The following is a 21,275-nucleotide window of genomic DNA, read 5'->3' as shown; positions in this document are numbered from 1 at the left end:
TTTTTTATTGTCTGAAATACGATTTAGCAACTGTTGCAGGCTTATCGATTATTCATCGGTATCGTTATCATCTGAATTTTGTTTGCTTGTAGCGTGCTGCTTATTATCAGAAGGCTTATGTTGATCTTTACCAAATTGCGGCATTTTGTATTTAGCGCTGTATTTCAATACGGCTATATTACTGGCTATAACCCCTATAACGAGGAAAATAATTAGAGCGACTTCTAGATCAGACATAAACTAATCCTCAATTAATCAACGGCTAAACGTGCTTCACAGATACGAATGTCTTCTGGAGTATCTACTTCTGGTGAGTCAAAGGCACTGATGGCAATTTTAATTTTATGCCCATGCTCAAGCGCGCGCAATTGCTCTAACTTTTCTAGTTCTTCTAAACGACCTAAAGGCAGTTTTGCAAAAGTATGTACAAATTTTGGGGTATAAGCATAAATGCCGATATGCTTATAAACAGGGTAATCGTTCGTGTCGCGGCCAAAAGGGATCCGTGCACGCGAGAAATATAGGGCATTATGTTCATTATCAAAAACCACTTTTACATGGTTAGGATCATTTAGCTGGTCATCTTTGGTGATCTGCACGCCAAGTGTTGCCATTGAAAACTCACCAGGGTGGCGTTCAAATAAGCTAATTAACTGTTCAATCGAGATTGGATCAATTAATGGTTGGTCACCTTGCACGTTTACCACTAAATCGTCTTCGCCAAGGCCTAATTGGGTGATAGCATCGTCGATACGGTCTGTGCCTGATGCGGCGTCGGCACTGGTCATAATGACTTTACCACCAAAGCCTTCAACCGTATCTTTAATGCGCACATCATCGGTGGCAACATAGATATCTTTCAGGCCCTTGGCTAAAGATGCACGTTCATAAACGTGCTGGATCATTGGCTTACCGTTAATATGTGCTAATGGTTTGCCTGGAAAACGACTCGAGCCGTAACGGGCAGGGATTAATAGTGTTACATTCATTCAATTTACCTAGTATTTAAATTCATGACATCTAACTGAGCTGCCATTTAGTACCTAAAAGCTTAGATACGCCGGAATAATTGGGTTAACATTTCATCAGTGACTTTATTTTGCCAGTCTGCGCCATAAACATTCTCCCACAATGGCCCCATACTCTTTGATACGGCAACCATCTTGGCGATAGTCTGATCGGGTAAGTCTTTACAGATATTTGTTGGCAGCACAATATTGTGCTTATTCATCATGGCTCTAAATTCTGCCACACCCTCAGGGTAAAAATCTTCGAGTACATTAAAAGCCAAACAATTACCAATACCGTGATGGTACCCTAAAACATAGCCTAATCCATAAGATACTGCATGACATGCGCCTACTTGGCTATAAGCTATACTCATGCCGCCCATAAAAGACGCCATCATGAGTTTATCGTCTTTATCTGCATGATCATCAATAAACACTTCACGGCATAATAACATTGCTTTTTCAGCATATGCTTTGGCAAATTCATTCAGAAAGGTCCCATTGAGGGACTCAATGCAATGGATGTAGCAGTCCATCCCAGTGTAGAACCATTGCTGTTTCGGTATACCGGCGATGAGTTCTGAGTCCAATAAAATTTGGTCAAATACTGTGTGATCAGAGTTGAGTCCCAGTTTTTGCACCGGGCCGCACAATACCGCTGTTCTCGATGCTTCTGCGCCAGTACCCGACACTGTTGGGACTCCAACATGGTGAATTGCAGCGTGATTAATTAGATCCCAACCTTGATACTGAGCACTGCCACCAGCATTGTTTAGCATCAGTGCCACCGCTTTTGCCAAATCAAGGGTTGAGCCGCCACCAATGCCAACAACACTAACGGGAGCTTTGTGACTCACTGTTTGAACCTGCTCAGTTAAGCCATCTACTTGGTCAGTGGTGGGTTCATCATCAACATTAACATAAATGACTTGATCACCATTGTGGGTCGGAATACGGTTTGCTAGAGGGCGCTGTCGGTGTACATCATCGACTAAAAATACCACAAAATCGTCATCGGTTTTGCGCTCTGCAGCCAACACGCTATCAAGCTGAACAAATGAACCACGACCAAAAATTATTTTTGGCACACATTTGAAATTTTTAAAACTCATTACCACACCCTTCCTTGAGATCATCTGTAAAAATTGGTGTTGATGATTGTTTCACATCTACACTAAATTCATTGGTATTAAGCAAATGCGCGCTTTATATTTTCTATTCGCTGAGTGATTTCGTCCTCAGTCCATGACAACTTAATTAACATAGAGATAGTGCAACTCATAATGGCATCTGACTGAGGGACTAACACTTGAGTATAATCGGGCTTATCTTCAATTAATGTGATTGGTAAAGCTGCTGATGACTTAAGTTGTTTAATATGCTGCCAATTTTTTAGGTAATGCCATTTATTAATGTACCAATAAAAACACCCATCAACACCATGCTCTGCGAGTTTGTTATTGATCTCGACTGTGCGTGCTTCGCTGGGCATGAAAAAAGTTAAGAAACCCGCTGAGTCACCAGCTGGATCGGGTATGTCTCTAAAGGTAATTTCTGGAATTTCAGCCATTGCATCTTTAATAATTTTTTTATTTTTACGCTGAATATCAATGATGTTATCTAATTTACGCAGTTGTGCCAGGCCGAGCGCAGAATTCATTTCAGAGATCCTGAAATTTAACCCCATCATTGGGTGATCCTCGGCGCCACGGTCACTGCCAACATGGTCGTGACCGTGATCAGAAAACATATGTGCATGTTTGTATATTGCGTCGTTATTGGTGATCACCGCGCCGCCTTCACCGCAGGTGATTGTTTTAACAGAATCAAATGAATAACAGCCTACATCGCCAATCGTGCCAAGTGCTTGACCGCGATAGCTGCCACCAATTGCTTGACATGCATCTTCTAAAATTAACAGGTTGTGCTTGTTACACACTGAAATTATCTCATCCATTTTTGCCATAGAACCACACATATGAACTAGATTAATGGCTTTAGTTTTAGGGGTGATAACCGCTTCTATACTGGCAGCAGATAAACACAAGGTGTGGTCAATTTCAGCAAAAACGGGGACTGCACCTGCCATAAATACCGCTTCAATGGATGCTACAAAAGTGAAAGGCGGCACAATGACCTCATCCCCTGCACCTATGCCAGCGGCAGCCATTGCTGTTTGTAGCGCCGCAGTGCCACTTGATACTAAATGAGCGTGCTTAGCACTCATTTTTTTACACAGTAGGGCTTCCATTTCACGTGTTTTCCAGCGATCGTTGCGCACATGGTCAAAGTTATAACGAAAGGTAAAACCGTTATCCATAACATCAGCGACTTCTTGCTTTTCTTCTAGACCGAACAATTCAAAACCAGGCATGAAATTTCCTTATCATTCACGGGATCCAACAGCACTAAAATGGGTGAAATATTAGCGTTATGATAAAGCACTCATGCGCTTGAGTGTTATATAATTGTGGTGTTTATTTTACCTATATCACTCATAACCCTGTCGGGGATAATGGGTAAGCTAATGAGCATTTAAAACTAAGAGCAATAGGCTGCATTGATTACTGAGCAAACAGTCTGCAATTATAGATGAGTCAAGCTAGCAGGCGGGTTTACACTGTCAGGGACGATAGACGCATTATGTATTTAGAAACAGGTAAAAGAGGCGAAGGGGTCGCCCCTCAATTTTCAGGCAAGTTATTTGTTGCTACCACCAAAAGCGGTGACAGCGATTACACATGCTAGATTAGTTTGCGGCGTGCTCACTTTCTCGATTGATGGTGACATCAAGATCCGATAAAAGGCCATTTTCAACGCTGTATATCCAACCATGAATGGCTACATCTTGGCCACGGTGCCACGCTTCTTGTACAATAGTTGTGCTACTTAAGTTGTCGACTTGCGCCATGATATTGAGCTCACAGAGGCGGTCAAAGCGAGCTGGCTCGTCCATTGCGGCTAACTCATCTTTGTGCAAACGATGCACGTCACGAATATGGCCTAGCCAATTGTCAATGAGTCCAAGGCGATCTGTACCCATAGCGGCTTTTACGCCACCACAACCATAATGGCCAACTACCATAATATGCTTCACCTTAAGGACATCGACAGCATATTGAAGTACAGACAAACAGTTTAAGTCAGTATGAATCACCATATTAGCAATATTACGATGCACAAAAACTTCGCCTGGCATCAGGTCGATAATTTGATTTGAAGGCACTCTGCTGTCTGAACAACCAATCCATAAGTATTCGGGATTTTGTTGTTTGGCAAGTGATTCAAAAAAGTGCGGATCTTCTTCGAGAATACGACCAGCCCAGCGTTTGTTGTTATCAAAAAGCGGTTTTAGTAATTTCATTCTGCTCTTATTTTCAGTCAGTTAACTACATTTTTATGCCTGATAGCCTACCATCAATCGCCAGCTTGGCTGGTCTATTCAGTTGTATAGGTTTGGCGCTATAATTTGGATAAATCATAGTGCACAAACCTTAATCAATTGTTAAGCTTTTACAACTAAATCAACATGGCTATCGGCATCAGTTGCGAGTTATTCACTCGGGGTTAAAAACTGGCTCAAACGTTGGTTAATAAAATCAGCTTGCTCGAGTGTTGAAATATGGCCAGCATCAGGAATTTGAACAAACTCACTGCCACGAATAACATCCTGCATTAAATAGCTTTCTAGCACTGAGCGAATTTTGTCTTGAGCACCAGCCATAATCAAACAAGGTAGAGACAATGCTTCTGCTTCCTCTGTGGTGTCGCGACGGCCAAAAATCATATTACCTAATCGGCAAATAGTATCGATTTTTGGCTCGTTATCGATTGAATCAAGAGTGTTATTAAAGTGCTCGACTAACTCAGGCTTGGCTTGTTGTGCAAAGAAAAGCGGTACAATTGCTTGGCGGATTTTGGCTGAAACACATTGCTCTGTTTTGATAACGTTAAGCATAGCGTTAAATTTGTCTCTTGTTATTTCTGGCTCATAGCCAATGAAACTATTGAGCATGACTAACCGTTGCACACGTTCTGGGGCGGCTAATGCCATTTCTGCCCCCCACATTGCACCAACCGATGATCCTATGATTGAAAATGTGTCAATTCCAATTGCATCCATAAACGTTAGCATTTGAGATGAAATATCACGCAAGTTGCGGCAATTTTCAGGCATGGTTGACGATAAACCATGACCCCAAAGATCAGGCACAATACAACGATATTGTTGACTGAGCTCTATGATCTGCGGTGCCCACATTTGTGCATCCCACAGGTAGGCATGTCCAAACAACAGTACTGGGCCTTGTCCAATATCAATATAACTGAGCGTTTGATTATCAAAAGTAAATTGCTTTCTATGGCTTGCGAAATCTTGATTGTTCACGAGTATTCTCATCAATTGTGAAATAATTTGTTATTACAGTTTTAAGGTGATTATAACGGGATTGGCGCGATCCGATAAACATATTCTTGGGTTAATGATATCAGTTTTGGCAGTATCGATGCTTTATTTACCACCGCGGACTTATCTAATACTTCTCGTAGGCTTTCGACGTTAAAATTGTCAAGGTAGCCTTGTGCTACAGGGTAATAACTGAGGTGCCATGGTTCCGCTGTTACGCCGCTAAAACCGGTTTGAAAAGGCAAATAAAATCCAAAAAGCTGGGCATTAGTTGCTAGCCACTGACTAAGCGCAAAGCAAGGGCCATTTTGTTGGTACTCTGGTGAAATCAGCTGTAATTCTTGCTTTGATATTTGCTTAGCATCAAAAATATCGATGTCAGTACCCCAGTGGTGTCGAGAGGTACCAGGTAAGGCTGACCAGATTAAGATTAGATCAATTATTTCGGTTGCTGTTTTTGTGCTAATGTCGATCGGCTGAGAATGTTTGTCCAGAATCACCCGCTTGCCATTAGCTTTTGCATTCCAAATACTTTGCTGACGCTCAAAACTTCGGTAAGCAGAACAAATAGCGATGTCTATGCCGTCAACTTTGGCAGCTATGCGCATTTTTTCAAATGCCATCGCGGTTTGTTGCTCTAGTAAGTGCCCAGTGTAATCAACTAAATGGGAACTGCTTAAGCCGTAAAGGTGCGGGGAGACTATTGGCACAGCAAGTTTTCCAAAATTGCTTCATAACATAATGCGAGCTGTTCCAGATCGGATACTTTAACGCATTCGTTAATTTTATGAATGGTGGCATTAACCGGGCCTAATTCAATAACTTGAGCACCCGTTGGCGCAATAAAACGCCCATCTGAGGTGCCACCCGATGTTTGCGGGTCAGTTGTGATACCGGTGACTTTTTTAATTGCATTGCGGGTTGCATCAAGCAGCGGACCGTCGCCAGTTAGAAACGGTAAACCGTTATATATCCAGCTAATATCGTAGTCTAATCCGTGTGCATCTAAAATATTAAGCACGCGTTCAATCAAGACTTCTGCAGTTACTTCAGTTGAGTACCTGAAGTTAAACATGACCTCCAAGGCTCCAGGAATGACGTTCGATGCACCTGTGCCGCCATTAATGTTTGCAATTTGGAAGCTGGTCGGCGGGAAAAACTCATTACCGTTATCCCATTTCATACGAGCCAATTCATCCAGCGCGGGTGCAGCTTTGTGAATTGGGTTATCAGCAAGGTGAGGGTAGGCAACGTGACCTTGCACCCCTTTAACAGTAAGGTTTCCGGTAAGGCTGCCTCGTCGTCCGTTTTTAACGATATCGCCTAGTTTATGGGTTGATGAGGGTTCACCGACTAATGACCAAGTAATTTTTTCATTACGCGCCTCTAGCGTATCAATAACCCGAGTGGTGCCGTTAATAAATGGACCTTCTTCATCGCTAGTAATTAAAAATGCGATTGAACCTTGATGATCAGGGTGTTTTTTGACAAAACGTTCGGTAGCCACAACCATTGCCGCAAGTGAGCCTTTCATGTCTGCTGCGCCTCGACCGTGTAAGTAGTCGTCAATCACAACGGGTTCAAACGGCGGTGTATGCCAGCGAGATACATCGCCAGCGGGTACAACATCGGTATGGCCAGCAAAACAAAATACTGGGTGCTGACTGCCTTTTCTCGCCCACATATTGGTGGTGTCTTCAAACACCATATTTTCAATATTAAAACCGGCACTTTCTAGCCTAGCCGCCATTAACGGTTGGCAGCCTTCGTCTAACGGGGTAATGGATGCGCGAGAGATAAGATCTTTTGCGAGTGCAAGCACTGAAGAATCATTTTTTTGGGTCATAGGTTGAACCACGCTTTATATTCCGCTTCTTTAAAGCCTACTTTAATTTTCCCCTTACATACCAATACTGGCCTTTTGACTAATGTGGGGTAGAGCTCCATTAACGCAATCGCCTTTTTCTGGGTGATATCGGACTTTTCAGCTTCGGTTAAATTTCTAAAGCTGGTACTACGCTTATTAAATAAGGTTTCCCAACTAATCATTTCGCACCATTGCTCGATGGTAGCAGCGCTAAGCCCATCTTCACGAAAGTCGTGGAAATCGACATCAAGTTCATTTTGTTCTAGCCATTTACGTGCTTTACGGACAGTGTCGCAATTTTTAATGCCAAAAAGTGTCAAAACGGAGACTCCCTATTTATTTTTGTTGTTATGGCATTGTGGCATTGCTTGTAGAAAGGCTCAAGGGTGAAATGACCTGCTTTAGCCTTTTTGAATGTTAATCAATATTTTGGTTGCTATTTGGGCTGCGCATATATCGTTGGTGGTTGGGAAGTAAACAGCTTGATGTGGGAATAAAGCTGTTTACCTTAAGGGCGGGATATTTACATAGTGACAGTAAAAATGATGTCTTTGCCTGCTTCTATATGCCCCTGTTTTTTCTCTAAACCCTGTATGTCTTCCATATTTGCAATGAGAACGGGGGTTAATAAACTATCGGCATGTTCTTTAAGGTAAGCGATATCAAACTCAACAATGGGCTGGCCTACTTGTACCGTTTGTCCCTCTTGTGCAAGTCGTTTAAAGCCGTTGCCTCTTAACTCAACCGTGCCTATGCCAAAATGCACAAAAATTTCAACCCCTTGTGCAGATTCGATACTGAAGGCGTGGTTTGTTTCAAAGATTTTACCTATAGTGCCATCAATGGGGGCGAGTATTTGGTGCCCTGTAGGGGCAATCGCTAGGCCATCGCCGACAATTTTTTCTGAAAAAACAACATCTGGTACCTTTTCGATAGCCACTATTTTTCCTGAAACAGGTGCATATATATTAACTGCCCCTGCGATGTCTGTTTGTCCAGACACAAGACGTCTAATGCGGCTTAAAAATCCCATTCATTTGCCCCTTGGAATCAATATCGAATTCAAATTAAACTGCTTACATTATAAATCTATTATATAAGACCGGATATATATCGGTTTAATTCTTCAATTCTTGTTTTTTTAATCGATTGTGCTGCTATTTCAATACATTTTGAGTAATTAGTTGCTCTTATTACTGATTTAACTTCGAGTAGGGCTGATAAGTTAATACTTAATTCATCAACTCCCATGCCAATCAATAATGGCGCAACTACCGGATCACTGGCCAACTCCCCACATACTGATACCGTCACTTGCTGGCGTTTAGCACTGTCGATGCTCATTTTTATTAAGGTTAAGATCGCCGGTGATAGAGAAGGGTACTGCCGCGTTAGATCGGGGTTGGTTCTATCTGCAGCCATTGCATATTGAGTTAAGTCATTGGTGCCAATGCTGATAAAATCAAGTTTTGGTAACATAGATGCCAAGTTTATAACCGCAGCTGGTGTTTCAACAACAATACCATAACTGAGAGCTCCAAAACCTTTCTCTTCTTGGTTTAAGCTTCGTTTACATTGCTCTATTAACTCAAATACCATGTCGAGCTCTTCAACTTGGTTTAGCATCGGAAACATTAATCTTATCGGTCCGTGGTTGGCGGCCCGTAAAATGGCTCTTAATTGCACTGTTAATATTTCAGGGTGCGCGAGCGTGTAACGGATCCCCCTGAACCCGAGGGCGGGGTTAAGTTCATCGCCTGGGGTTAAACAGGGGATCTCTTTGTCTGCACCGAGGTCGAGCGTACGGATTGTTAATGGTCTACCTTGCATAAGGTGCAGTGCATCGCAGTAAAATTGATATTGCGCTTTTTCTTGTGGTAGCGTCGATGCGTTCATTAACATGAACTCAGTTCTGAATAATCCAACGCCTTCGGCGCCAATATCTGCCAAGTGGCTTATTTCATTCAGGCTACCAACATTTGCGAGTAATGAAACGCTGTGGCCGTCTAGTGTTTCTGTTGGGAGTTCTTTGAGCTGTAATAATTGTTGCTTCCGGCTTTGTTCTTGTTGGCTTAGTTGAGACAGTTTACTAATAGTATTGGCTGTTGGATTTAGGTGCAGCTCGCCTTCTATCGCATTTATGATGACTGAATCACCATTAGTAATTTGCTTACCCTCGTAATGACAACTTAGTAGGGTTGGCAATGCTGCGCTGCGAGCTAAAATCGCAGTATGGCTTGTGATCCCCCCAGTGCTGAGCACCAGGCCAGATATATGCTCTAACGGCAACAAGGCAAACTCAGCCGGAGTTAAGTCGTGTGCAAAAATCACGGTTGGCTGCTGCAGCTCTGTTAGTGCAACATGTTCGGTACCATTCACCTTAGCAATTAATCGACGGCCAAGACATTGCACATCTTCTGCACGGTTAGCTAAGTAAGGATCGTCCAGTTGCTCTAATTCAAATGCTTGATGCGAAAATACCCGTTCCAGTGCCATCTCAGCGTTAATTTGCAGTTGGCTAATGTCATTATGTATTGTATCGAGAAGCTCTTCATCATCAAGAAAAAGCAGATCTGCCTCAATCAATGCGTAATGTTGATTATCAACTTTTAGTTGGGTTAAACAATTTGTTAAGTAATTTTTATGCTGGATAAATGCGTGTGTAACTTTGGTTTGTTCAACTGTGATCGCTGCAGTGGGCAGGCGCTGATAGTTAATTTTTACAGGGTGGAGATTAAGATGTAATGCTTTACCGAATGCAATGCCTGATGATACCGCAATTCCTTTAATCGACATGACGGCGCCCCTTTAGCTGAGTGTAATGAGTAGTTCCGACACCTCTTCAACCGCTTGTTGCGCTTGCTCTCCTGTCGCGAACACTTTTACTTGTATGCCAAAGTATAACCCTAATGTTTGTAATTTAAACAAGCTTTTAGCACTGGCTTGTTTACCATTACATTCAACCATAATATCGCAGTCAAACGATTTTGCTTTTTTCACTAACAGCGCCGCAGGGCGAGTGTGGATCCCGTGTTTAGCCGTGATTGTGACTACCTTCTCATGCATATTATTCTCCCACTGCAGTCTCTGAAGCTTAATGAACGGAGTAATCTAATTAATATGAGCTTAATTTACCCTCAAAGATTGTCGGTTTTGCAGCTGACGACTTAATACAAAATGGCACTACTTGCCTATAGAGTTGATCACGTTGCCTGCTAATCTAACGTTATTTAACTGGGCTCTAATCGATACCGCGGTTAACTTGCTGCTCGGCTAAACATGTTATTTATTGCTTGCTCTGTGCTATCGGTATTAATGAGCTTATCTAACAGAACTTCGCATTTTGCTATCAATTAGGCAATCGTTTTTGAAAGCCTGAAAGCCTGAAAGCCAAGCCGTTGACTGATTATAATAGAAACAGTTATTTACCTTAGCATAGATTTAGAAAGGATAAAGGGCACCAAGAAAGGTGCCCAAGTAGGTTAACTGACTTTAAAATGCCCGAGCGTGGTTGCTGAATCTTTACTAATAGACTGCAGAGATTCAGCAGCATGTCGATTAATTTCAATCGATTTAACAGATGCCTCAGTCAGTGTTGTAATGCTGCTAATATTGCGATTCACTTCAGCTGTCACTAACGACTGTTCTTCAGTGGCGCTTGCCAGTTGGGTATTCATATCGCTGATATGTGCGATTAAATCTAAAATTTCTCCAAGCGAATGCCCAACACCTTTAGCTTGGTTTTGGACTTGTTCAGACTGATGTTGAGTTCGTTCGTTGCTTGATATTACTGAGCTAACACCGGTTTGGATCTCGCTGATGATTTTATGGATCTCATTGGTTGACTCTTGAGTGCGATTGGCTAAAGCCCGTACTTCGTCAGCAACAACAGCAAAACCACGTCCATGCGTCCCCGCTCGGGCGGCTTCAATGGCTGCATTAAGAGCTAGCAGGTTGGTTTGTTCTGCTATACCTCGGATCACATCTAAGATACTGCCAATTTGTTTTGATGATGCGCCAAGTTCTAAGGTGATTTGCTCAGAGGCTTTTAACTCTTCAACTAAAAGCTGGGTATTACCTAACGTATCATCCATTTTCTGCATGCTAAGTTGGGCTTGTTGTTTCACGCTGCTTGCCGCGTCTGCAGCTTGGTTAGTGTTGGTGGCCATCTCTTGTGTGGTAGATAGCATTTGGTTTATAGCGGTAGCGACATTGCTGGTTTCTTGGTGCAGATGTCCAACACCTTGATTTGATTGCTCGACTAAGTCGAGCAATAGCACCGCGTCATTGTCTAGATCTTTGCCTAAAGGCTGTAGTCGTGACACTGTGTCTGCAATTTTTTTCACAAACACGTTAAATGCTAATGCAAGCTCAGCCACCTCGTCTTTACCTTTAGTTGGTAGCCTTTTCGTTAAATCGCCTTCACCGTTGGCAATATTATGCAATGCAGCAATTGCTTCTTTAAGTGGGCTAGTGATTGAAAGGTTGAGTACCACAAAAAATACAAAAATTGGAATTGAGATCATCAACATTATGATTAGATAATCAACAGCAACCGCCTTCATTACTTTGGTAATATCGCTTTTATAACTGCCAGTGATAATAGTCCAACCCCAAGCAGGATAAGTTCTTGCTTCAAGTAATTTAGTTTCAACCAGTTGGCTTTGAGGGTTTAAAAAATTAGCTTGGCCTTGCGCCATTCCCTTACTGTTAGCTGCTGTGACGATTTCTGAAAGTGTTGTTGGTCCGCCTAGTTGGCTGATCCTGTCAATGCTGTGACCTATTGCTTGTTCATTTTCGCCATGCGCTAATATGGTTTTATTTTTATCTAATAAAATAAAGTAGCCGTCGTCACCAAAATGAATTTGATTAATAAGCTTAGCAGCGTTGGACTTTGCCTGTTGCTGCGACACTTTTCCCAATGTGCTTTGTTTTCTATATGCGTCGATGACGCTAACAACGGTATGCAACTGCGCATCATTTTGTTGCCACTTTTGCTCGATAAGATTGTGGTATTGTTCGTTAACTGAAAAGCTAGCAAAGACAACTGTACCAATAGCGGCCAGAAATAACATTAAAATGAGGCGTTGAAGAATCGTTAGTTGTCTTAATAGCGCGGTCATAATTGCTAAGCTCTACTTTTAATAAGTGGAATTGGAATTTGCAAAATGTACCGTTTCTACCAATAAAATAGTACCAATAGCAGCGGCTATATTCGAAAAACGTTAACTGCCTCTACTAAATACTGCCATTGACTTTATGTTATGTGTGTTAAGTCTAGTTACAGAGGCAGGTTCAGGCGAGGGTAGCTCAACATTGATTTGTGTTGCTTGATTAAAATGTAATGGTATGAGCATGAGTGATAAGTTGGTTAAATTGTTGTGTTCTGTATGTTTTTCGCTTTGAAATGTAAATGTTTTACGGCAATATACAACGATGATAACAATAAGGTTTTTATTATGCCACTTAACCAAAATACTGTAACAACTGACGATATATTGCGCAAACTGTGCCTATCTGTTTCACATGTGTTGTCCCATACGACCAATAGCCAGATCACGCATGCTGGCATGGTGCAATCTATTACACGTACATGTTTAAAGCCCGATCTTGGTTGTTTTTCTATATTTGATGGTGGGTTCTCTGGTTTAGTGGTTATTAACTTTTCGGCGCCTGCTGCAGTTGAAATTTATCGCGAATATATGTTGAATATGGGGATGCCAGAATCAGAATTAGCGTTTTCTCATACTTCAGATGAAGTTGGTGACGTGATTGGCGAACTAATGAACCAGATGCTCGGTAACTTTATCAATAAGGTGAATAACGAATTACAGACTGTTATCAGCCAAAGTCAGCCAAAAATGTTAACTATCAATAAAGAGCTAACAATATCGATTGATACCAATTTAGACGACGCAGTTGCAAGGCGGGTAGCATTTAAAACACAAAATCACCATGTGTTTTATCTGGAGTTTGCGATGGATAAAACCGAGTTTAATCAATTGACAGATTTTGATATTGACTCTGATGTTGACCCAGACCAATTAATAGCTGAGCATGGACAAAATTCGATAGCCAAAAAACAACCAAAACAAGATGATACACAAATAGAGCCCAGTGCCGATGACTTGTTTGATGAGCTAGGAATTTAAGCTAAGGGCTTAAATCGACGGTGATAACTGGTAACCAATTTAATAACGCTAGTGGTTTTTCAGGCTATTGGCGATATATATTTGTCTTTATAGGTTGTTATATATACCAGTTTGTTATTTGTACCAGTTTGATTGTTAGTATTACTCATTATTTGAGGTGTAAGCACAGTGTTTATTCTCAAATAATGTCTTTAACCAGCCAGCGTTGTTGTACTAACAGTTGCTCACCATCATAAATACTACCGACAAACTCGTCATGAGAATGTACTTCACCGACACCACTTGGAGTACCTGACATCACGACATCATGCGTTTCCAGCGTCATAAATGAGCTTATATCTGCAATTAAAGCTGCTGGTAAGTTTATCATGCAATGGCAACCAGATGATTGAGCTAACGTGCCATTAATATGTAATTGCATGCTGATCTGGGACACGTCTTCAATGGAAACAAATTGGCTAAAAACAGCGGAGCGATCAAATGTTTTGGCACGCTCCCAAGGTAGTCCTTTTTGTTTTAACTGAGATTGAATCGCTCTTTTCGTGAGGTCTAAGCCAAAACCCACCCCAGCAATTTTTTTTCCAACGATGATAAATGATATTTCGCCTTCATAGTGAATGCTATCTGTTGGATGAGTATATATATCACTAGAAATTGCCGAGTTAGATTTCATAAAAATAACAGGAGACTGCGGGATTTCATTACCTAATTCAATAATGTGGTCAACGTAGTTTCGGCCTACACAAACGATTTTTGACGGACACACTTGTTTACCGTTGAAACTGACATAATTGGACATCGAAAACCTCTATTCTTAATTGGATTCAGTGTTGTTAAAGCCAGCTAAGCTGACAGCATTACAGAAAGTAACCTTTGATAGATTAATCATTTGGTTTTAGTTCGCACTGTACAAATTACTCTTTTCTGGCGTGACATAGGCTGACAATTTGTTTCTTTTCAGTTTCTGATGTATTCAACCAGCCAGTAATTTCAGACATGAGTCGAAAGCAACCTCTGCACTGATTATTATCATCGAGCTGACAATGGCCTATACATGGACTTTTAACTTTTAGATTGTCTAAGTTATTGATACTGTTGCTCCAATGTGAATTTTCTTGCTACAAAACCCTTTGGTTGACCTAGTCGTGATTGATTTAGAAATAGTCCATTGTTGGAATATCGCTGGTTGCGTTAATACACTGATGAATAAAGTGAGCTAAACCTGAGTCACCGTTCCAAAGTGACAGGTTATATTGACCTGATAATTGAGATTGTTGCGCCTGATAGATCGCCAGTGATGCAAACATGCGAGCTCGCATTAGCCATTTTTCATCGCCTGTCGCCTTAAATAGTTTTAGAAAACAATAACCCGTTCCAGCAATACCGTGGCATAAGTTGACGCCTTTTTTGGGCGGACCAGCTTGCCATGCCAGCTCTGCTCCGCCAATCATGAGTTGATCAAACTCGTTATCGATACCGAATAAATCAATGACACAGCAAATGATACCAGGAGCGCCATGGCAAAACTGTACTAGCAATTCATCTCTACCAAAACGATTTCCATCAATGCTTTGAGGCCAATTAGCTCTGCTGCCATCATGTATAACCGTTTGTTTAATGGTGTTAATTATGATGCTTTTCCAGTTGTTAGCTGATTTATCATCAACAATAGCTAACGATTTTATAATGCTAAAAGCGTTGCCAGCAAAGCCATGTACAGCGCCTAAATGGCAGATTTTTTGTGAATATAAGTTCTGTTGCCACACTTTAACCCCAAGACTGGTAGAGTCAATAAGCTGTGTTTCGAGGCTGCTGATAATGTCTTTTATTAGAGGAATATATGAAGCTGTTGTTGCTTTATTAAAGGCTGCAAAAGCTAACGCTCCTGGTGAGCCCCACATATATTCACATACAGTGTTATTGGTAAGCTCAGATATGGAAGTTATTATGCTTTGAGTTAACTTGGCTGTGCTTTTATCTGCGTTTTGCGCTACAAGCAGGCCAAGTTTTCCAATTAATAAACCCTGTTGGTACTGGGCTGATGTGAATTCTTGTGTCAGTGCTTGAGTATGTTGAGGCAATGCCATATCCAAAAAACCGTTATATTGAGAGTTTTCTGTACCGTAACCAAATTTTGCTAAGTAGGTTTGTGACCAGCACGTGCCGGCATCACCACCATACAATGAATATTTCAGTGCGCCAGTAGCCGTAGACCAACCATTAATAGGGTTAAAACGCTGCTCTATAGTTTGAAATAGCTGTTCTATAAATATATAAGCAGTAGTGGTGTTCCATTCTGGAAAGCCAAGGTCACAATGTCTTTCTCTACTAAACAACAACTTAATACTCCACTGCATTATTAAAAAAGGGCTGATTGGAGAATATCACAATGTTTACGTGCAAAATAAGTCTAAGCAATACTCAAGTGAAAGCTGTGGTGACCTAGATAAGAAACCTGCTAGACGAACATCCATTTTTAACAAATTAACCTAATCCAAAATCAATCCTTTAGTTTAGCTGGCTGTGATAATTATCAAGCAAAAGTTTTACATAGCAAATACATACATCACGATAAATAGGGTGAATCGCACTACTAATAAAAGAATAAAACCCAGATGACATAATTTAACTATACTCTGTTTTAGGAATATTATAGCTAGCTAATTAACTTTGTAGGAAACAACTTAATTGCTCGCAAAATATATTTAAGCAATACATTTAATGGCCGTAAATATCATTTTTGACTTTGTAACACTAAATGATGATAAATGGATTTAGAGGTGAAATGGATATTCTACTTGTAGATGATGATATGGTCGATAGGGCTGCTATTGTACGTACTTTGAAAAAAAGTGACTTGAGCGTACGTATTACAGAAGCAATTACCGTTGAACAAGGCTTACAGCTCTACTCTGAAAATACATTTGATGTTGTATTGCTTGACTATAATTTGCCATTGCGTGATGGCATTGAAATGATGGTTGAGATCAGAAATGAATCAAAAAATTCGAGTATTGCAATTGTCATGATGAGCGGTTCTGAAGATGAAGCCTTAGCATTAGAATGTATTAAAGCCGGAGCACAAGATTTTTTAGTTAAATCAGAAATATCTGAAAAAAAATTGCGTAGGGCGATTCTTCACTCAACTACACGAAATGATTTAGAAAAAAAGCTTTATGAAACTTACCAAAAAGTAAAATCTTTAGCAGAAACAGACTCTTTAACGGGTTTACCAAACCGATATTTTTTTGATGAATCATTAAAGCTGGCCATTGCTAATAACCGGCGGCATGAACATACGCTGGCATTGTTATTACTTGATATTGATAATTTTAAGTTGATAAATGATAACTTTGGGCATGATGTAGGGGATGTTTTTCTCAAAAAAACAGTGAGTAAAATTAAAGCGTGTCTTCGGGGCAACGAATTGTTTTCAAGATTAGGCGGCGATGAATTTGCTATTACCTTATGTAATTTAGAAAGCAGTGAGCAGGCTCATATGATTGCGCAGCGTATTATTGCCGCAATGCAAGTTCCCCTAGAGCTTGCTTCTACCACGATTAACTCCACGGTTAGCATCGGGATAGCACTTCACCCTGTAAATGGTGGTACGAGTGAAGAATTATTTAAGTATGCCGATATTGCTATGTATCGTGCAAAAAAGCAGGGCAGAAATCAGGTTTGCTTTTTTGAAGATGAGATGCAGCAAAAGTTTCATCAACGCCTGAAGGTTGAGATAGATCTAAGAACAGCCATAGAGAAAAATCAGTTTCATCTTCACTACCAGCCGGTTATAGATCCAGCAAACGAACATGTAACTGGATTTGAAGCTTTGCTTCGTTGGAATATTGATGGTCGTTTAAGGTCTCCGTGTGACTTTATTGAAATCGCTGAAGAAACCCATCAAATATCAATGATTGGTTTATGGGTTATTGAAGAAGCCATTTCAACTTTGTCAAAGTGGAATCGTAAAAGAGCTATGCCTTTCACAATGTCGATTAACGTGTCTGCCATACAGTTAGGTGACCTTACCATAGTAAAGTCATTTAAAAACTTATTGGAAAAATATCAAGTCCCGGCTGAGTTAATCGAGATTGAGTTAACTGAAACCGCTTTGTTTAAAGATACGTTGACCACTCGGCAAGTTATAGAGGGGATCACAGGATTAGGATGTCGATTGTCATTAGATGATTTTGGCACCGGTTTCTCCTCAATTGCTCACTTAAGAAATTATCCTATTTCGATTGTGAAAATAGATAAGAGTTTAATGCCAAAAAATAGATGCGACTTAAAGCGAGCAGCGTTAATAGAGGGGCTTGTTTCAATGGCCGGAATATTAGGTATAGACATAGTTGCAGAAGGTATTGAAACCCAGGCTCATGCAGATTTATGCAAGGACCTACAAATTCAGTCTGTACAAGGATTTTATTATTCACACCCTGTTGCACAACTCGATATTGAAAAAAGTCATTTTCTACAATAATAATTAAAGTTAACTTTAGGGTAGTTTCATGGTTTTTAATAACAACAGATCTAATCGTTATTTACACTGGCTAGTCCTTATGTCATCCGTGCTACTAACTTTTGTTGCGTGGAAGGTGTCCGATAATCAAATTGAAGATAAAAGAGTCGAGCTGTTTAAAATACAAGTTGAGCAATTACTTGACCATGTAACCGAACGCATGACTCATTATGAAGTTGCATTAAAAACAGGTGCAGCAGCTGTTCAATTTTTAGCAAACGACACCCAAATCGATGATTGGAGCCGCTTTGCTGAGTCGCTACACTTACCTGATATTTACCCGGGTATTAATGGTATTGGAGTTATTTACAAGGTTGAAACACCTGAGTTGGATGAATTTTTAGCGATGCAACGTAATATTCGCCCTGATTTTAAGCTCCACCCTGAGCATGGCAACTCTGAATACTGGCCAATAACATATATTTATCCTGTAAAAGACAATCAACAAGCAGTTGGACTTGATATTGCGTTTGAGCATAATCGATTAAGTGCGGCACATAAGGCTCGCAACACGGGTAATACTCAAATAACGGCACCGATAGTGCTTGTACAAGATGCTAAAAAAAAGCCAGGTTTTTTACAGTACATTGCTTTTTATGACAGTACCGATATTGATACGCTTGAACAGCGTCAACAGCATTTTGTTGGTTTGGTTTATGCGCCATTCATTATGCACAAATTAATTGAAGGCACTTTGGAGCAAAGCAATCGGCAGCTTATTTTTAGTATATTTGATGGCGAAAACAGCCTCTATAATGAGTTAAAACAAGGTAACGATGACTATGATCCAGACCCTCTGTTGAGCAAAACGTTAACTGTAGATATGTATGGCAGACCTTGGACATTTAATATTCAAACAGCTAAATCATTTCGAGAGTTTACTCGATCTAAACAGCCATTATTGATCTTATCTGGTGGGATAGTCATTAACCTAATGTTACTTGTTATTTTAATTATGGTTTCAAATTTAGAGCAAAGAGCAATAACTTTAGCTAATAAAGAAGAATATTATCGTCATATTATTGAGACCGCTCCATGTGGAATGATTATTACAAACTTAATAGGAATAATTGAGCACATTAACCCACAGGTACAGTCACTTTTCGGCTATCGCAATGATCAATTAATCGGTAAGCATATAGAAGTAATCGTCCCTGATAAGTTTAACGAACAACTGATAAATAATGATCACTTTCAAATAGCGCCTTCAAACCCAAAACTCGTGAAGGCCTTTTTTGGTGTTAATTCTGATGGAACACGATTTCCAATAGAGGTTGGAGAGTCAAAATTTGAAGATGATGGGGTTGTTAAAACTATCACAACGATTATTGATATGACTGAGTACGCTAGCATTACCGCGGAACTAAAACGCAGCAACAAAGAACTCGATGACTTTGCATATGTAGCGTCACATGACTTAAAGGCACCATTAAGGGGCATTATGCAATTGTCTTCATGGATAAAAGAAGATGTGGCAGATTATGCTAATGATATGACCAACAAAAACTTAGTCATGCTAATGAACCGGACAATGCGTTTAGAGAAGTTGCTTGAAGATTTACTCTCTTATTCACGTATTGGTAAAAATATGGGGATGATTGAATCGATTAACATTGAGGCTTTTGTAATTAATATATTTGAACTACAAACTCCACCCAGTGATGTATCGATTTTTGTTAATAGTAAAGTTAAACACGTTATGGCATTTATTGCTCCGTTAGAAACGATACTTAGAAATTTAATTGGGAATGCTATTAAACACAAACAAGACAAAAAACTACTCATAACCGTTAGTGTGACAGAAGTGAATCAATTTTATCAGTTTGCTGTGAAAGATAATGGCCCTGGTATTAAGCAGCAACATCACCAGCATATTTTTGAGTTATTCAAAACGCTGCGCCCACGTGATGAGGTTGAGGGCAGTGGAATGGGACTATCAATAATTAAAAAGCTTCTTGATTACCAAGGTGGCGCGATACAAGTTGAATCTGATGGGGTGAGTGGAACTCGATTTGTTTTTACTTTACCAATGTATATACAAAACGAGAGTAAATGATGACAGATATGAATTACAAGCACGCCACTATCTTGCTGGTGGAGGATGACGATGTTGACGCGATGAGTATCGAGCGTGCTTTTAGGAAGTTAAAAATAATCAACCCAATCATTCGAGCCAAAGATGGCATTATGGGCTTAGAGTTATTAGAAAATGGCACTGTTTATCGTCCATTTTTGATTTTGCTGGATCTAAATATGCCCAGAATGGGGGGCTTAGAGATGCTAGATGAGCTTAGGAATAATCCAAATTTAAAAAATAGTGTGGTATTTGTACTCACAACGAGTAAAGATGATGAAGATAAATTTGCAGCTTACAATCAAAACATAGCGGGTTATATTTTAAAAGAAAACCTCCAAAATGGTTTTGAAGAATTGGTTACTTTACTCGACCATTATTGGAGAATTGTTGAGCTGCCTAATAAATAGTCCACTAGCAAAAAGTAATTACATTTATATGGTTAACAGCGCTTCAATTAAGCAGGCGAAGGTGTTATTAACCTGCTTAATTAGACATTTATCGTGCGTGTACTATTTAGCGTAGCGCGATAAATACTGCATCACATTAGCTTTACTTTGCTTGGTGATTTTTTGCATTAACTTAAATTCAGGGTTAACAATATCATGCTGAAGCTTAAGATCATTAAGCATTACCAACCATAAATCTGCGGTCATTTCTGAATCTGCTAGCGCTCTGTGAAATACACCGTCGTGTTTAATCTGTTTGTAATTGATTAAGCTGCCTAGCTTATGGTTTGGGGCATCTTGGTAAAGCCTGCGAGCGATTAGCATTGAACAGGCAAACTGACCAGTGTATTGACGGTCAATGAGCTTAAGTTCAGCATCTAAAAAACGCTGATCGAAAGAAGCGTTATGGGCCACCATATTATAATCACCAATGAAGTCAGCAAATCTTTCCATTACCTCTTCACACGGGGCCGCAGAGCTAAGCATTTGATTGGTGATCCCTGTGTAACTTTCAATAAAACCACTGACACGAAAACCTGGGTTCATTAGTTCTTGAAATCGTTCAACAACAATTCCATCTTTCAGCATTACGGCACCAATCTCAATAGCTCTATCGCCTTGATTTGGTGATAAGCCCGTGGTTTCGAAATCCAATACAATGACAGTATTTGCGTTGTTATTCGAAAGGGGAGGCGTTCGTTGAGCATGTGATGTAGTTGTAAAGTGTGTCACGGTGATATGAGTCTTGTGAAATTTGCGACTATTGTAGTTGGAGCGCTAATTGAGTCAATTCAAA

At 40.3% G+C, this 21,275-nt stretch carries 21 protein-coding genes; 4 read left to right on the top strand and 17 right to left on the bottom strand.

Annotation, left to right across the window (positions count from 1 at the left end):
* Nucleotides 1-48: 48 nt before the first annotated feature.
* The 13 genes from RGE70_RS10145 to RGE70_RS10085 all read right to left on the bottom strand — a co-directional run bounded on the left by RGE70_RS10145 (nucleotide 49) and on the right by RGE70_RS10085 (nucleotide 12,405).
* Nucleotides 49-237, bottom strand: a complete 189-nt coding sequence (locus RGE70_RS10145) for a DUF2897 family protein (RefSeq protein ID WP_310471337.1) — start codon at nucleotides 235-237, stop codon at nucleotides 49-51.
* A gap of 14 nt (nucleotides 238-251) precedes the next feature.
* On the bottom strand, nucleotides 252-989 hold the full coding sequence (kdsB, locus tag RGE70_RS10140; RefSeq protein WP_310471336.1) for a 3-deoxy-manno-octulosonate cytidylyltransferase: 738 nt from the start codon (nucleotides 987-989) through the stop codon (nucleotides 252-254).
* Between the two features lie 62 nt (nucleotides 990-1,051).
* A complete protein-coding gene (locus RGE70_RS10135) occupies nucleotides 1,052-2,122 on the bottom strand; it encodes an iron-containing alcohol dehydrogenase family protein (protein ID WP_310471335.1) in 1,071 nt (356 codons plus the stop codon).
* A gap of 77 nt (nucleotides 2,123-2,199) precedes the next feature.
* A complete protein-coding gene (locus RGE70_RS10130) occupies nucleotides 2,200-3,384 on the bottom strand; it encodes a DegT/DnrJ/EryC1/StrS family aminotransferase (RefSeq protein ID WP_310471334.1) in 1,185 nt (394 codons plus the stop codon).
* A gap of 375 nt (nucleotides 3,385-3,759) precedes the next feature.
* A complete protein-coding gene (gene can / locus RGE70_RS10125) occupies nucleotides 3,760-4,374 on the bottom strand; it encodes a carbonate dehydratase (RefSeq protein ID WP_310471333.1) in 615 nt (204 codons plus the stop codon).
* A 189-nt stretch (nucleotides 4,375-4,563) separates the two neighbouring features.
* On the bottom strand, nucleotides 4,564-5,409 hold the full coding sequence (locus RGE70_RS10120; RefSeq protein WP_375087844.1) for an alpha/beta fold hydrolase: 846 nt from the start codon (nucleotides 5,407-5,409) through the stop codon (nucleotides 4,564-4,566).
* A 38-nt stretch (nucleotides 5,410-5,447) separates the two neighbouring features.
* Nucleotides 5,448-6,125 (bottom strand): M15 family metallopeptidase, encoded by a 678-nt coding sequence (locus RGE70_RS10115; RefSeq protein ID WP_310471331.1) that lies wholly within the window; start codon nucleotides 6,123-6,125, stop codon nucleotides 5,448-5,450.
* Nucleotides 6,116-7,261 (bottom strand): succinyl-diaminopimelate desuccinylase, encoded by a 1,146-nt coding sequence (gene dapE, locus RGE70_RS10110; RefSeq protein ID WP_310471330.1) that lies wholly within the window; start codon nucleotides 7,259-7,261, stop codon nucleotides 6,116-6,118. The genes RGE70_RS10115 and dapE overlap by 10 nt, the downstream gene beginning before the upstream one ends.
* Nucleotides 7,258-7,602, bottom strand: a complete 345-nt coding sequence (locus RGE70_RS10105) for an arsenate reductase (protein WP_310471329.1) — start codon at nucleotides 7,600-7,602, stop codon at nucleotides 7,258-7,260. The genes dapE and RGE70_RS10105 overlap by 4 nt, the downstream gene beginning before the upstream one ends.
* 203 nt (nucleotides 7,603-7,805) lie before the next feature.
* Nucleotides 7,806-8,315 (bottom strand): PTS glucose transporter subunit IIA, encoded by a 510-nt coding sequence (crr, locus tag RGE70_RS10100; RefSeq protein ID WP_310471328.1) that lies wholly within the window; start codon nucleotides 8,313-8,315, stop codon nucleotides 7,806-7,808.
* A gap of 59 nt (nucleotides 8,316-8,374) precedes the next feature.
* Nucleotides 8,375-10,078 carry a phosphoenolpyruvate--protein phosphotransferase gene (gene ptsP, locus RGE70_RS10095; RefSeq protein ID WP_310471327.1) on the bottom strand — a complete coding sequence of 568 codons (1,704 nt, stop codon included), beginning with the start codon at nucleotides 10,076-10,078 and terminating at the stop codon, nucleotides 8,375-8,377.
* A gap of 12 nt (nucleotides 10,079-10,090) precedes the next feature.
* On the bottom strand, nucleotides 10,091-10,348 hold the full coding sequence (locus RGE70_RS10090) for an HPr family phosphocarrier protein (RefSeq protein ID WP_310471326.1): 258 nt from the start codon (nucleotides 10,346-10,348) through the stop codon (nucleotides 10,091-10,093).
* A gap of 416 nt (nucleotides 10,349-10,764) precedes the next feature.
* Entirely contained in the window at nucleotides 10,765-12,405 is a 1,641-nt protein-coding gene (locus RGE70_RS10085; protein WP_310471325.1) for a methyl-accepting chemotaxis protein, read from the bottom strand.
* Between the two features lie 336 nt (nucleotides 12,406-12,741).
* Here RGE70_RS10085 and RGE70_RS10080 point away from each other — a divergent pair, with 336 nt between their 5' ends.
* The gene (locus tag RGE70_RS10080; RefSeq protein ID WP_310471324.1) at nucleotides 12,742-13,434 is read left to right on the top strand and encodes a DUF3334 family protein; all 693 of its coding nucleotides are present in this window, start codon (nucleotides 12,742-12,744) and stop codon (nucleotides 13,432-13,434) included.
* A gap of 178 nt (nucleotides 13,435-13,612) precedes the next feature.
* Here RGE70_RS10080 and RGE70_RS10075 read toward each other — a convergent pair whose 3' ends face one another.
* The 3 genes from RGE70_RS10075 to RGE70_RS10065 all read right to left on the bottom strand — a co-directional run bounded on the left by RGE70_RS10075 (nucleotide 13,613) and on the right by RGE70_RS10065 (nucleotide 15,773).
* Complete coding sequence (locus RGE70_RS10075) at nucleotides 13,613-14,233, bottom strand: fumarylacetoacetate hydrolase family protein (RefSeq protein ID WP_310471323.1); 621 nt, start codon at nucleotides 14,231-14,233, stop codon at nucleotides 13,613-13,615.
* A 115-nt stretch (nucleotides 14,234-14,348) separates the two neighbouring features.
* Entirely contained in the window at nucleotides 14,349-14,486 is a 138-nt protein-coding gene (locus tag RGE70_RS10070; protein WP_310472961.1) for a DUF1289 domain-containing protein, read from the bottom strand.
* Nucleotides 14,487-14,588: 102 nt separating this feature from the next.
* Nucleotides 14,589-15,773, bottom strand: a complete 1,185-nt coding sequence (locus RGE70_RS10065; protein ID WP_310471322.1) for a lanthionine synthetase C family protein — start codon at nucleotides 15,771-15,773, stop codon at nucleotides 14,589-14,591.
* 446 nt (nucleotides 15,774-16,219) lie between these two features.
* Here RGE70_RS10065 and RGE70_RS10060 point away from each other — a divergent pair, with 446 nt between their 5' ends.
* From RGE70_RS10060 to RGE70_RS10050, 3 genes are read left to right on the top strand one after another with little or no spacing between them, the layout of a single operon-like run.
* Entirely contained in the window at nucleotides 16,220-17,917 is a 1,698-nt protein-coding gene (locus RGE70_RS10060) for a putative bifunctional diguanylate cyclase/phosphodiesterase (protein ID WP_310471321.1), read from the top strand.
* Between the two features lie 28 nt (nucleotides 17,918-17,945).
* Nucleotides 17,946-20,012, top strand: a complete 2,067-nt coding sequence (locus RGE70_RS10055; protein WP_375087843.1) for a CHASE domain-containing protein — start codon at nucleotides 17,946-17,948, stop codon at nucleotides 20,010-20,012.
* The gene (locus tag RGE70_RS10050) at nucleotides 20,009-20,440 is read left to right on the top strand and encodes a response regulator (protein WP_310471319.1); all 432 of its coding nucleotides are present in this window, start codon (nucleotides 20,009-20,011) and stop codon (nucleotides 20,438-20,440) included. The genes RGE70_RS10055 and RGE70_RS10050 overlap by 4 nt, the downstream gene beginning before the upstream one ends.
* A 102-nt stretch (nucleotides 20,441-20,542) precedes the next feature.
* On the opposite strand, the gene RGE70_RS10045 is transcribed toward RGE70_RS10050, so the two are convergent.
* Nucleotides 20,543-21,211, bottom strand: a complete 669-nt coding sequence (locus RGE70_RS10045; RefSeq protein ID WP_310471318.1) for a 3'-5' exonuclease — start codon at nucleotides 21,209-21,211, stop codon at nucleotides 20,543-20,545.
* Nucleotides 21,212-21,275 lie beyond the last annotated feature (64 nt).

It is taken from the genome of Shewanella youngdeokensis (genome assembly GCF_033180165.1).
Classification (GTDB): domain Bacteria; phylum Pseudomonadota; class Gammaproteobacteria; order Enterobacterales; family Shewanellaceae; genus Shewanella; species Shewanella youngdeokensis.
This window is presented reverse-complemented; position numbering and strand designations above follow the sequence as displayed.